We start from the raw sequence: 12876 nt of genomic DNA, 5'->3' as shown, positions 1-12876 counted from the left end.
GACGGCATGATCGCCGTCGGCCCCGTGCCGTGCTCGCGCCTCGCTCTGACGAACGACCCGCGTGGGCTCGGATCAGCCCTGCGCACCCCGGATCAGATCGGAGGCGCGCTCGCCGATCAGCATCGTGGTGATGTTGGGGTTCACAGCGACCAGCTGCGGCATGACCGAGCCGTCCACGACCCGCAGGCCCGTGACGCCCTTGACCCGCAGCTGCGGGTCCAGCGGCGACATCTCGTCGTCGGCGGCGCCCATCCGCACCGTCCCGGCCGGGTGGTAGACGGTGTTGTGGGTCTTCGAGACGTAGTCGGCGATCTCCTCGTCGCTCTGCACGTCCTCGCCCGGGAACAGCTCCCGGCCGCGGTAGGCGTCCATCCCGGACTGGGCGACGATCTCGCGGGCTTTGCGGATGCCCGCGACGGCCACACGCATGTCGTGGCCGTCCTCGTCGGTGAAGTAGCGCGGATCGACCTTCGGCTTGTCGCGGTAGTCGATCGTGCGCAGGCGCACCGTGCCGCGGGAGCGGGCGTGGGTGACGTTCGGGGTCAGGGCGAAGGATTCCGGGGAGGTGGGGTAGCCCTGGCGGCGGGTGTGCATGTCGAAGGGCACCGAGCCGTAGTGCATCATCAGGTCCGGCAGGTCCAGGCCCTCCTCGGTGGGGGTGAAGATCCCGATCTCCCACCACTGGGTGGACTCGCGCGTCATCTTCTGCGTCGACTCCCAGGAGATGACCGCCTCGGGGTGGTCCTGCAGGTTCGAGCCGACGCCGGGGGAGTCCACGCGCACCTCGATGCCCACCTCGCGCAGGTGATCGGCGGGGCCGATCCCGGAGAGCATCAGCAGCTTCGGCGAGTCGATCGCGCCGGCGGAGAGGATGACCTCCCTGCGGGCGTTCATGATCGAGGAGCGGTCGAAGGAGTTGTCGATGTACTCCACGCCCGTGGCCCGCCGGTCCTCGTCGAAGAGGACCTGCATGACCTGGTGACCGGTGAGGACGTGCAGGTTCTCCCGGTCCCGGATCGGGTGGAGGTAGGAGACGGAGGAGGAGGCGCGGGTGCCGTCGGCCTGGCGGTTGACCTGGAACCAGTTCGCGCCGTTGACGACGGTGGAGAAGTCGTTGAAGCGGGCGCGGGGGATCCCGGCCTGCTCGCACGCGTCGAGCAGGGCGATGCCGAGCTTGTCGTCGGCCGGGGCGTCCATCAGCTCGACGGGGCCCGCGCTGCCGTGGCCGGCGCCCTCGCGGTCGCGGTTGTTCTCCAGCCGCTCGATGAGGGGGAGCATGTCCTTCGAGCCCCAGCCCTCGGCCCCCATCCGCTCCCACAGGTCCATGTCCTCCGCCGGCGGATGGAAGGCGATGCAGGAGTTGTGGGAGGAGCAGCCGCCCAGCACCCTGGCCCGGGCGTGGCGCATGAAGGAGTTGCCGTTCTCCTGCGGCTCGATCGGGTAGTCCCAGTCCAGCCCGGACTCCAGCAGCTCGGGCCAGCGCTTCAGCTGCAGCACCTCCTCGTGGTCGAGGTCGTGCGGGCCGGCCTCGAGCAGGGCCACCTCGAGGCTCGGGTCCTCGCTCAGGCGGGCGGCGACGACGGCTCCGGCGGAGCCGCCGCCGACCACGATGTAGTCGTACTCGGCGATGGGGTTCTCGGACGTGAGGTCCTTGCGGGTCATCTCTCCTGCTTCCTGATGAAGGGGACGGTGGGGACGGGCGAGGGGGCGCATGCTCCCGCGTACCGGACCGGGGCGCGCGGGAGCGAGCGCGGTGGCGGTCAGCCCTTGCGGGGGAACCAGCCGGAGGCGGCCGGCTCGGTGTTCTGGTAGATGTGCTTGGCCTCGGTGTACTCCTCGAGGCCGGAGGGGCCGAGCTCGCGCCCGAACCCGGACATCTTGAAGCCGCCCCACTCCGCCTGCGGCAGGTAGGGGTGGTAGTCGTTGATCCAGATCGTGCCGTGGCGCAGCGCGCGCGAGACCCGGTTCGCGGTGCCCGCGTCGGAGGTCCACACCGCGCCGGCAAGGCCGTACTCGGTGTGGTTGGCGATCTCGATCGCCTCCTGCTCGGTGGAGAAGGTCTCCACCGTGATCACCGGGCCGAAGCCCTCCTCGATCACGGCAGGGTTGTCCCGGGTGCAGCGGTCCAGCACCGTCGGGGCGTAGAAGAAGCCCTTCTCGTGCTCGGGGCCGCCCCAGTGGCCGCCGGTGCGCAGCCGCGCCCCGGCCTCGACGCCGCGCTTGACGTAGTCGGTGACTTTCTCGCGGTGGGCCTTCGAGATCAGCGGACCGGTCTCGGCGCTCTCGTCGAAGGGGCCGCCCATGACGATGCCCTCGGCGCGGGCGACGAGGTCGTCGACGAACCGCTCGGCGATGGACTCGTGGATGATCAGGCGCGTCCCGGCCGAGCACACCAGGCCCGAGTCGAGGAAGCCGGCGTTCAGCGCGTTGTCGAGCGCCGCCTCGTAGTCCGCGTCGGCGAAGACGACGTTGGGGTTCTTCCCGCCGAGCTCGAGGGCGACCTTCTTGATCCCCTTCGCGGCGGACTCGGCGATCTTCCGGCCGGTGACCAGGCCGCCCGTGAAGGAGACCAGGTCGATCTCCGGGTGGGAGGACAGCGGGGCGCCGACGGTGCCGCCGTCGCCGAGCACCAGGTTCGCCACGCCCTTGGGGAGCCCGAGCTCGTCGAGCACCTCCATCATCAGCATCGTGGTGTGCGGGGTGAGCTCGGCGGGCTTGATCACGAAGGCGTTGCCGGCCGCGAGGGCGGGCGCGATCTTCCACGCGCCCTGCAGCAGCGGGAAGTTCCACGGCGTGATCATGCCGCACACGCCGACGGGCTCGCGGACCACGCGGGAGATCACCGCGGCATCGCCCGCGTCGACCAGACGGCCCGGGTCCTGGTCGGCGATCTTCCCGAAGTAGCGGAAGCAGGAGGCGATGTCGTCCATGTCGCCCTCGGCCTCGACCAGGCGCTTGCCGGTGTCCTGCGCCTCGGCGCGGGCGAACTCGTCCTTCCGCTCGGCCAGGCGGTCCGCGACGCGCAGCAGGAAGTCGCCGCGCTGGGCGGCCGGGGTGCCGGACCACTCGCCGCGCTCGAAGGCGGCGCGGGCGGCGAGGATCGCGCGCTCGACGTCCTCGGCGCCGGCCTCGGAGACCACGCCCACCTCGGTGCCGTCGGCCGGACAGGTGATCGTGCGGGTCTCACCGGTGGAGGACGGCACCCAGGCGCCGTCGATGAACAGGGTCGCGGGGCTCTCAGTCATGGTTCTCCTTCGTCGTCCGCGCGGTGGCGGGGTCGGTGGGCTGGTCGGGCTGGGTCGCATCGGACCGGTGGTCCTCATCCTGGGCGCCCTCGGGCTCGGCGTCGACGTGGTCGGCGTCGTCCCAGGTGTCCGGGGCGGTGACAGGGATCGTGCCGGTGGCGGTGCCGATCTCGTCGCTCATCGTCAAGTACATGATGTGAGCGTCGTAGGCGTCCAGGACGTCGCTGATGACCTGCTCCTTCGTGTACCCCATGATGTCGCGTCCGCGGGAGCCGGTGCGCGAGAAGATCTCGATGCGGTAGTAGACGTCCCGCACGGTGGAGAGGTTCGCGGCGAAGCTCGGCACCGAGTACGCGACCGGGTAGGCCTGGTACTTGAAGTCCTCGGCATGCGGGAACGAGACGACCAGGTCGATGTACGGCACTCCGTGGTCGGGATGTTCGCCGCGATGGCAGGAGACGTCCGCGCCGAGGGCGCGCAGCTCCGAGGCGACCTCCTCGACGGCGGGGGTCGCGACCTCCGCCACGAAGGCGCGGGCCCTGCCCTCGTCGGCGTAGGACATGCGGCCCCGCAGGCGCTGCTGCCACGGGACGCGGTCGTGGGACTCGCCGCCGCGCACCCGGGAGGTGAGCACGCCGGGCAGGGCCGCGGTGCGGGCGTCGAGGTCCATCTGCTCGGTGCGCAGCACTTTCCACAGGCTGAACATCACCAAATACACCAGGATCGACAGCGGCAGGCCCACCACCACGGTCGCGGCCTGGAGGGTGTACACCCCGTCGATGAAGAGCATCACGAGGGTGAGCGCGCCGGTGATCACGGCCCATACGATCCGCAGCCAGGGCGGGCCGTCGGCGTCCGTGGTGGAGGCCTTCGAGGTCATGTTCGCCATCACCAGCGAGCCGGAGTCCGCGGAGGTGACGTAGAAGAACAATCCCGTCACCACGGCGAGCGAGACGGTGAAGAGCGCGCCCGGGTACTGCTCGAGCAGGTTGAAGAAGCCGGACTCGGGCTGGTTCACGGCGAGGTCGAGGAAGTCTCCGTCACCTGCGAAGCTCAGCGCGGCGTTCCCGAAGATCGACACCCACAGCAGGATGAACGAGAAGGGGATCAGCAGCACGCCGACGACGAACTCGCGAAGGGTGCGGCCACGGGAGATGCGCGCCAGGAACAGGCTCACGAAGGGCGCCCAGGCGATCCACCACGCCCAGAAGAACAGGGTCCAGTCCGCCATCCACTGGTCGGAGGGGTAGTCGGCGGCGCCGTCGGTGTAGGCGAAGGTGTTCATCATCATCCCGGGGAAGCGGGAGAAGAAGTCGCCGATGTTCTGGACGAGGGTGTTGAGCAGCTGGTGGGTCTGCCCGGAGAAGAGCACCCACAGCATCAGTGCGATCGCCAGCAGCACGTTGAGCTCGGAGAGGCGACGGATGCCCTTGTCGACGCCGGAGACGGTCGAGACGATCGTGATGCCGACCGCGAGCGCCATCAGAGCGATCTGCACCGCGATCGAGTTCGGGATCCCGAACAGGGCGGAGAGCCCGTAGTTCAGGAACACCACGCCGATGCCGAGGGAGACGGAGATCCCGAAGATCGTGCCGATCGTCGAGCCGATCTCGGCGACATGGCCGACGGCGCCGTGGATGCGCCGGCCGAAGATCGGTGCGAGCGCCGAGCGGATCGACAGCGGCAGGTGGTAGCGATAGGCGAACAGGCCGAAGGCCATGCCCATCAGCGCGTACATCGCCCAGCCGGGGATGCCGTAGTGGAAGATCGTCCAGATCGTCGCCATCCGGGCGGCCTCGTCGGAGCCGGGCGGCGCATCGGGCGGGGTGAGGATGTTCGTGGCCGGGCCCGAGATGCCGAAGAACATCAGGTCCACGCCGATGCCGGCGGCGAACAGCATCGCCGCCCAGGTGAAGAGGTTGTACTTCGGCACGGAGTGGTCCGGGCCCATCCGGGTGCGGCCCACGCGCGAGAGCGCCACGAGCAGCACGAAGACGACCACGATCGTGGCGGTCAGGACGTAGTACCAGCCGAAGTTCGTCGCGATCCAGCCCATCGACCCGAAGATCGCGGTCTCGGCGGCTCCGGGCCAGATCGCGGCGAAGAGCACGAACGCCACGATGATCACGGAGGTGCCGGCGAAGACGGGCAGGTTGACGCGGGAGTGCGCGGGCCGGGCGCCTCCCTCCTTCTGTGCGCTGGGGGCGGGCGGGGCCTCGGCCATCACGATCCTCTCGGTCGACGCTCGGGACAGGACCGCTCGCGGTACGAGCGATCGGGCGGGGAGATCCGGCTCGGCGAGCGAGGACCGCTGCTCCTGCGCGGACGCTGTCCCTGGCCGCCGACCGAGCACGACTCTAGGAACGGATTGTCGGATGCTCCAGTTCTATGGACGATTCGTGAGGAACCAGTCAGGCAGCTGCGCGGGATTGCCGGGATCGTCCCGGGATCGCCCTGACCTGCGCAGTGAGGCGGCAAGTGGACTCCCTTGTCCTGCGATGTCCGTGCGCTCCCCGGCCCGCGCGCGCCGTCGGGCCGGTGAGGAGGGTGGCCGCGCTCACGTCCGAGAGCGCAGGGAGGCGAGCATCGCGGGCAGGATCGCGATCGCGGCGCCGGTCAGGCACAGCACGCCGCCGAGCGCGGCGAGCGGCGGCGGCACCTCGCCGAGGATCGTCCAGGCGAGCACCACCGTGATCGCTGGGACGACCAGGGACGAGGAGGTGAGCACCCCGGCCGGCGTGTGGGTGAGGGCGTAGCCCCACAGCAGGAAGGCGGCCGCGGTGGGCAGCACGCCCATGTACACGACCGCCGCGACCGCCGAGGCCGGGGCGCGGCCCAGCTCCGCGACGAGCTGTGGGGCGAAGGGCAGGCAGGCCAGCATCCCCGCCGTCATCCCGACGACGGTCATCGAGGTCGAGTCGATGCGGGCCAGCAGCGGCTTCTGCCCCAGCACGCTGCCGGCGTAGAGCACGGCCGCGAGCAGCCCGAGCACGAGCCCCGGTCCCTCCACGTGCCCGGTCGAGGTGGCCAGGGTGATCAGCCCGATCCCGCACAGCGCGATCACGACGCCGACGAGCAGCCGCGGGGACAGTCCCTCGCCGAGCAGCACGCCGGAGGCGACGGCCACTATCAGCGGCGCGAGGTTCACGAGCATCGCGGCGGTCGCGGGATCCAGGAACAGCTCCGAGGCGTTGAGCACCACCGAGTACACGCAGAACCAGGTCACGCCCCAGGCGAGCACGCCGGCCCATATCCTGCCGCTCCGCGGCGTCCGCACCCGCCCGGTCAGCACGAGCGGGAGCATCACCGCCGCCGCGGTCACCATCCGCAGCAGCGTCATCGCCCCGGGGGAGAGGTGCGCACCGGAGAAGCGGATGACGATGAAGGAGGACGCCCACAGCAGCATCACCGCGGCGGCGGCGAGCCAGGGCAGCGCCGGGCGGGACGGTGCGGCCGGGGCGACGGGGGAGGGCATGCCTCCATCGTGCTCCTCCGTCGGACGCGAGGGCGAAACGCCGGCGCGGGTCTCACGGCTCGGTCGGCCCGCCCGCAGGTCGGAACGCCCCGTCGGCGGGCGGCGCGGGAGTCCTGCCTGCTGTCGGGCGGTGCGGTCCGCTCAGCCGGCGGCGGCCTCGAGCCGGGCGACGTCGAGCTTCGTCTGCGTCATCATCTCGCGCGTCACCGCCTCGGCGTGCGGGCCCTGCAGCAGCTCGTTCAGCCGCTGCGGGATCACCTGCCAGGACAGGCCGAAGCGGTCACGGCACCAGCCGCACTGCGACTCCGCGCCGCCGTCGGCGATCAGCGCCTCCCACAGCCGGTCGACCTCCTCCTGCGACTCGACGGTGAGCATGATCGAGACCGCCTCCGACAGCGGGAAGGCGGGCCCGCCGTTCAGCAGCGTGTACGGCACGCCGCCGAGCACCAGGTCGACGGTGAGCGCCTGACCGGTCATATCGGGACCGTCCGGCGGGCCGCCGCCGGCCTCGTAGACGGTGCGCTGGAGGATCCGGGAGTCCTCGACGAGGGAGACGTAGAACTCGGCGGCCTCGTCGATGCGGCCGTCGAACCAGAGACAGGTGCCGATGGTGGTCATGGGGCTGTCCTCCTGCAGTGTCGGTGCTGCGGGTCGGTGCGGGCCGGCGGCCCGTCGTGCGCTCACAGTAGGCCCGCGCCGCCGCCGCAGGTAGGTCCGATCCTGCGCACTGCGCGGTCTGTCCTCCGCGGCGGGGCGGGTCTACTGTCCACGGCATGAGCATCCACATGGAGAACGTCGGGATCGCGGTGCGTGATCTCGAGGAGGCGATCGCCTTCTTCACCGACCTGGGCCTGACCGTGCTCGGCAGGGACACCGTCCGCGGCGAGTGGGCATCGACCGCCGTGGGGCTGGACGGCAACCACGTGCGGATCGCGCTGCTCGGAGTGCCCGACGGGAGCGGGCAGCTGGAGCTGTTCGAGTACCTCCACCCCGAGGCGATCGAGACCGCCCCGACGCAGCCGCACGAGATCGGCATGCACCGCGTCGCCTTCCGGGTCGAGGACCTCGACGCGGCGCTCGAGATCGCGGCGCGTCACGGCTGCCATCCCCTGCGGGGCGTGGCGACCTACGAGGACGTGTACCGCCTGACCTACCTGCGCGGCCCGAGCGGGATCCTGGTCATGCTCGCCGAGCAGCTGGGCGGGCCCGGGGGGTGAGCCCGGGCGACCGGAGGAGCGGCCGACGGGACGCGGTGCGGCGTGCCATCGGGCTCGTCGCCCCTCAGGCGCTCGCCGGGGTCCAGCCGAGCGCCGGACCGAGCCGAGTGGCGATGTCGGTGAGGATCTGCACGTAGTCCTCGTGGGAGAAGCTGAAGGGGAGCGCGAAGGCGACTTCGTCGACCTCGCGGAAGCCCTCGTGCGCCCACAGCTGCTCCGCGATCTCCTCGCTCGTGCCCACCAGGTCCGGGGCGAACATCATCCGGCGCGGACCCTGCGGGGTGCGGGTGCGCGGAAGGCGTTCGGCGGCATAGGAGCGGTAGCGCTCCGCCTGGTCGGCCGAGGCCGAGTCGGTGGGGATCACGACCAGGCCCTGCGAGGCGCGGGTGCCGCCCGCGGCACGGAAGGCGCGGATCTGTGCGGCCTGGACCGCGGCGAAGTCCGGCTCCTCGTCGGGGCCGGGGAAGAGGACGCTGGAGGAGAGCAGGTGCAGGCCGTGCTCCCCGGCCCAGACAGCGGAGTCGAGGGACCCGGCGCCGTACCAGAGCCGCTCTCGCAGACCGGGGGAGTGGGGCTCGACGCGGGAGGAGTACTCCTCGACCACGCCCTGCTTCCCCTCCAGCTCCCGCACCCGCTCGCCGGCGAGCAGGCCCGCGAGACGCTCCACCCTGGTCTTGGAGAAGTCCTCGACCTCGGCGGTGTCCGGGTAGAGGGCGTCCTTGACGGTGTCGTACTTCATCGGGGTGCCGACGCTGACGCCGGGATTGATCCGGCCGCCGGAGAGCACATCGACGGTCGCGAGGTCCTCCGCGAGGCGCAGCGGGTTCTCCCAGCCCAGCGGCGTCACCGCGGTGCCCAGCTCGATGCGGGAGGTGCGCTGGCTCGCCGCGGCCATCACCGCGATCGGGGAGGAGATCCCGAACTGCAGGTGGCGGTGGCGCAGCCAGGCACTGTCGAGGCCGAGCTCCTCGCCGAGCTCGATGAGCGACAGGGTCGACTCGTGCCCGAGCGCGGGATCGGCCGGATCGAACAGGCCGATGGTCAGGAAGCCGAGGCGGCGCAGGGGACGGGAGCGATCGGGCATCGAGGACCTTCCGGAGCAGGGCGCCCTGGGGCGCGGTGCGCTCATCGTAGCCAGCGACGCTCCCCGGTGATCAGCCGCGGTCGAGCAGACGCTCGAGCGGGATCGTGCCGTCCTGCCAGGGGGTCAGCAGCCACACCGCGAGATACGCGCCGACGCCGAGCACGGGCAGCAGGAACGAGGCGAGCACGAGCAGACGCATGAGCCACACGTTCAAACCGGTGAGCTCGGCGAGACCACCGGCGATGCCGCCGAGGATGCGCTGGGGGCCGCGGCGGAAGCGGAAGCCGCGGAGGGTGGCGAAGAAGGAGTTCATGCCCAAGAGGCTAGGCCCGGCGGCGGCCCCTCGGCACTGGGGCTGGCCCCCGTCCTCGGCGCGGGATTCCCGCTCATGCGCCGGGCGGCGGGGACGGGTCCGCAGCTCCCGGGTCCTCAGACGCGCGGAGCACGGCCGACCGGCTGCGTCGGCTCCGGCAGCAGCGGTGCGGCCTCCCGCAGCGGTGCTGTCACCGGGCGGCCCGGGCGCACGGTCCGCGGTGCGCCGTCGACGAGGACGTCCACGGGCTCCGTGCCCCGCAGCAGCGTCAGCGTCGTGCCGTCGCGCGTGGTCTCCACCTGCAGGAGCCGGCCGCGCCAGGTCAGGCGGTAGCGCAGGCGGGTCAGGGCCCGGGGCAGCAGCGGCGCGACCTCGAGCACCTCGTGATCCTCTCGCAGCCCGCCGAGCCCTGAGACCAGCGCCAGCCACGACCCGCCGATGGAGGCCAGGTGCAGGCCGTTCCGCGCATCGCCGTGCAGGTCCCGCAGGTCGGTCAGGGCGCTCTCGCGCAGGTAGCGGTGGGCGAGGTCCGGGTGCTGCGCGCGGGCGCAGACCACCGCCTGGGTGCTCGCCGACAGCGAGGAGTCCCGGACGGTGCGGGCCTCGTAGTAGGCCAGGTCGCGGGCGAGCTCCTCCTCGGTGAAGTCGTCCCGGCACCACCACAGTGCCTGGACCAGATCGGCCTGCTTGATCACCTGGCGGCGATAGATCGTCGAGTAGTGGTGATGCGCCTGGACGGGGTACGAGTCCTGCCGCTCGGCGAAGGGCCATTCCTGATAGGTGGTGAAGCCGGTGTTCGCCGGGTGCACCTGCTGCTGCGCGTCCCACGGGATGTGCGTGTGCTCGGCCGCCTCGCGCCATCGCGACGTCTCCTCGTCCGTCACGCCGAGCTCCGCGGCGCACAGGGGCAGCAGGGCGCAGGCGTCGGCGGCGCGCAGCAGGTTGCGGCGGGCCATGAGGTTGGTGAAGACGTTGTCGTCGACCACCCCGGTGTACTCGTCCGGGCCGGTCATCCCGAACAGGTGCCATCCGCCCTCGGCATCGACGTGCCCCGCCGAGAGCCACAGTCGCGCCGTCTCCACCAGCACCTCGAGTGCCCCCACCGCGTCGGGTCCCTCGTCGGTCACGCTGCCGTGGAGCCAGAAGGCCCGGGAGACCGAGGCGTTGACGTGCATCGCCGCGGTGCTGGCCGGCCAGTACGCGGAGGTCTCGTGACCGTCGATGGTGCGCCACGCGAAGCTCGCCCCGCGCAGGTTCAGCACCTCGGCCCGCTTCTTCGCGGCCTCCAGGGTCGATCGGCGCCACCGCAGCAGCCGCTCCGCGGAGTCCGGCACGAGCAGCGACAGGGCGGGCACGACGAACCCCTCGATGTCCCAGAAGGTGTGGCCGCTGTACCCCAGACCCGTCAGGCCCTTCCCGCCCAGCGGCGCCCCCTCGAGACAGGCCGTGGAGGTGAACAGGGTGAAGAGGGCGAAGCGCAGGGCCTGCTGGAGCTCGTCGTCCCCCTCGACCTCGACGTCGACGGTCTCCCACAGCTCGTCCAGCACCTCGCGCTGCGCATCGGCCAGCGCATCCCACCCCCGGTCGAGGCCTGAATCGACGACCGCCCGGGCCTCCTCGCGCAGGGAACCCGGCGAGCCGTCCTGCGCCCACGCGTAGCTCGAGTGCTTCTCGATCGCCAGCGTCCCTCCGGCGTCGAGCGCGGCGGTGATCGTGGTGACGACGTGGGCGTCGGTGACGGCCTCGGAGGAGACCGTGCGGGCGCCGCTGACCCGGTGCTGGGTCGCGGTCGCCACCTCGATGTCCGAGTGATGGGTGCGGGCGGTCAGCACGCCGCCGGTCTCGTCGCAGTCCCGCGAGAGGATGTCGAAGGGGTCGTCGAGCGCTTCGCCGACCCGGGGGTCGTCGTTCTGCACCGCCGGCGGTCGCTCCCCGAGCGCCAGCTCCGAGCGCACCACGACGTGGGCGGCGCCGTCCAGGGCCCGCAGCCGGTAGCGCACCGTGCACAGCGAGCGCTCCTGCAGGGAGACCAGGCGCTGCGTGCGCAGCTCCAGGCGCGCCCCGGCAGGCGTGCGCCAGACCAGGCGCCGCTCGAGGACCCCGGTGCGCAGCGACAGGACGCGCTCGTGGACCTCCGGGTCGAGGGCGCGCACGTCCAGCGGCACGCCGTCGACCGTCAGCCGCAGCGCGCTCGCATCGGAGACCGCCACCATCGCCTGGCCGTGCTCGGGATGGCCGTACCCGCCCTCCGGATAGGACAGGGGGTGGAGCTCGTGCACCCCCGCGAGGAAGGTGCCGCGCACCGCATGGGGCTCGACCTCGTCGAGCGTGCCGCGGATCCCGAGGTGGCCGTTGGAGAGGCTGAAGACCGTCTCGCTGACGCCGAGACCGTCCACGTCGACGGCCGCTTCGCGGATCTGCCAGGGGTCGATCTCGAACGTCGCGGTCGTCGCGGGCATCGGTCCCTCCTCCTGGTCCGGGGTGCTCCTCATGCGCTGCGCAGCCGGGGCAGCACGCTCTCCCCGAAGGCCTCCAGGAAGGGTCTCTGCTCCTGGCCGACATGGTGCAGGTACAGCTCGTCGAAGCCGAGGTCGGCGAGCTCGTGGAGCCGTTCGGTGAGCTCGCCGAGGTCGGCGGAGACCAGGACGGCCTCGCGCAGCTGCTCGTCGCCGACGCCGCGCTCGGTCACCGCGTCGTAGGTCGCGACCCGCAGGTCGGTGGAGGCGGGGGAGGGGAGCACGTTGGAGCGCCACTGGTCGTGCGCCAGGGCGAGTGCCTCCGCCTGGGTCGGAGCCCAGGAGAGATGGACCTGGAGGATCCGACGCGGGGCACCGCCGGCATCCGCCCAGCGCGCGAGCATCTCCCTCAGATGGGCGGGGTCCTGGTTGATGGTCGCGAGCCCGTCGGCCCAGCGCGCTCCGCGCACCGCCGTCTCCACGCAGATCGCGGGCGCGATCAGCGCGGGGCGCGGCGAGGGGGCCTCCCAGATGGTGGCCTCCTCGACGGTGACCAGGCCGTCGTGGGAGACCGTCTCCCCGTCGAGCAGGCGCGCGATGATCCCGACGCACTCCTCGAGCCGTTGCTGCCGGATCTCCTTGCGCGGCCAGCCCTGCCCGGTGACGTGCTCGTTGGCGAACTGCCCGGTGCCCAGCGCGGTCCAGAACCGGCCCGGGAACATCTGCCCCAGGGTGGCGATCGCCTGGGCCACGATCGCGGGGTGGTAGCGCTGTCCGGGTGCGGTGACCGTGCCGATGCTCAGCGAGGTGGTGGCCAGCGCCGCGCCGAGCCAGGGCCAGGCCATCCCGGCGTGTCCCTGGCGCTGCGACCAGGGCTCGAGGTGGTCCGAGCACATGGCCGCCTCGAATCCGGCCTGCTCGGCCAGGCGGACGTCCGCGAGCAGCTGCCGCGGCGAGATCTGCTCGTGGGAGGCGTGGAAGCCGTACACCGTCATGTGGTCGTTCCTAGCAGAGCGCGGCATGGCCGGGGTAGTTCCTCGACCGCTGGGTCCGCCGTGGAGGAGGCCCGGTGGACGAGGGGACGGT

At 71.7% G+C, this 12876-nt stretch carries 10 protein-coding genes; 1 reads left to right on the top strand and 9 read right to left on the bottom strand.

The features are described from left to right. Positions 1-72: 72 nt before the first annotated feature. The 5 genes from Y09_RS14855 to Y09_RS14835 form a co-directional block, all read right to left on the bottom strand. Positions 73-1662, bottom strand: coding sequence for a GMC family oxidoreductase (locus Y09_RS14855; RefSeq protein WP_053918603.1), 1590 nt, complete (start codon positions 1660-1662; stop codon positions 73-75). A 98-nt stretch (positions 1663-1760) separates the two neighbouring features. After that, positions 1761-3245 carry an aldehyde dehydrogenase family protein gene (locus Y09_RS14850; protein WP_053918601.1) on the bottom strand — a complete coding sequence of 495 codons (1485 nt, stop codon included), beginning with the start codon at positions 3243-3245 and terminating at the stop codon, positions 1761-1763. After that, positions 3238-5469, bottom strand: coding sequence for a choline BCCT transporter BetT (gene betT / locus Y09_RS14845; RefSeq protein WP_053918599.1), 2232 nt, complete (start codon positions 5467-5469; stop codon positions 3238-3240). The genes Y09_RS14850 and betT overlap by 8 nt, the downstream gene beginning before the upstream one ends. A gap of 333 nt (positions 5470-5802) precedes the next feature. Continuing rightward, on the bottom strand, positions 5803-6720 hold the full coding sequence (locus Y09_RS14840) for a DMT family transporter (protein ID WP_053918597.1): 918 nt from the start codon (positions 6718-6720) through the stop codon (positions 5803-5805). A gap of 141 nt (positions 6721-6861) precedes the next feature. Beyond that, on the bottom strand, positions 6862-7338 hold the full coding sequence (locus Y09_RS14835) for a VOC family protein (protein ID WP_053918596.1): 477 nt from the start codon (positions 7336-7338) through the stop codon (positions 6862-6864). A 155-nt stretch (positions 7339-7493) separates the two neighbouring features. Here Y09_RS14835 and Y09_RS14830 point away from each other — a divergent pair, with 155 nt between their 5' ends. Then, a complete protein-coding gene (locus Y09_RS14830; protein ID WP_029360347.1) occupies positions 7494-7937 on the top strand; it encodes a VOC family protein in 444 nt (147 codons plus the stop codon). A 64-nt stretch (positions 7938-8001) separates the two neighbouring features. Here the strand turns inward: Y09_RS14830 and Y09_RS14825 are convergent, their stop codons facing one another. From Y09_RS14825 to Y09_RS14810, 4 genes are all read right to left on the bottom strand, one after another. After that, the gene (locus Y09_RS14825; protein WP_053918594.1) at positions 8002-9021 is read right to left on the bottom strand and encodes an LLM class flavin-dependent oxidoreductase; all 1020 of its coding nucleotides are present in this window, start codon (positions 9019-9021) and stop codon (positions 8002-8004) included. Between the two features lie 70 nt (positions 9022-9091). After that, entirely contained in the window at positions 9092-9334 is a 243-nt protein-coding gene (locus Y09_RS14820) for a PspC domain-containing protein (RefSeq protein WP_029360345.1), read from the bottom strand. Positions 9335-9450: 116 nt separating this feature from the next. Continuing rightward, on the bottom strand, positions 9451-11793 hold the full coding sequence (locus Y09_RS14815; RefSeq protein WP_053918592.1) for a glycoside hydrolase family 65 protein: 2343 nt from the start codon (positions 11791-11793) through the stop codon (positions 9451-9453). Positions 11794-11822: 29 nt separating this feature from the next. Further along, entirely contained in the window at positions 11823-12785 is a 963-nt protein-coding gene (locus Y09_RS14810; protein ID WP_053918590.1) for a TIGR03885 family FMN-dependent LLM class oxidoreductase, read from the bottom strand. Positions 12786-12876: the final 91 nt, after the last annotated feature.

This window comes from Brachybacterium sp. SW0106-09 (assembly GCF_001293905.1).
Taxonomy (GTDB): domain Bacteria; phylum Actinomycetota; class Actinomycetes; order Actinomycetales; family Dermabacteraceae; genus Brachybacterium; species Brachybacterium conglomeratum.
The sequence above is the reverse complement of the archived record's forward strand: the minus strand, read 5'-3'. Positions and strand labels throughout refer to the sequence as shown.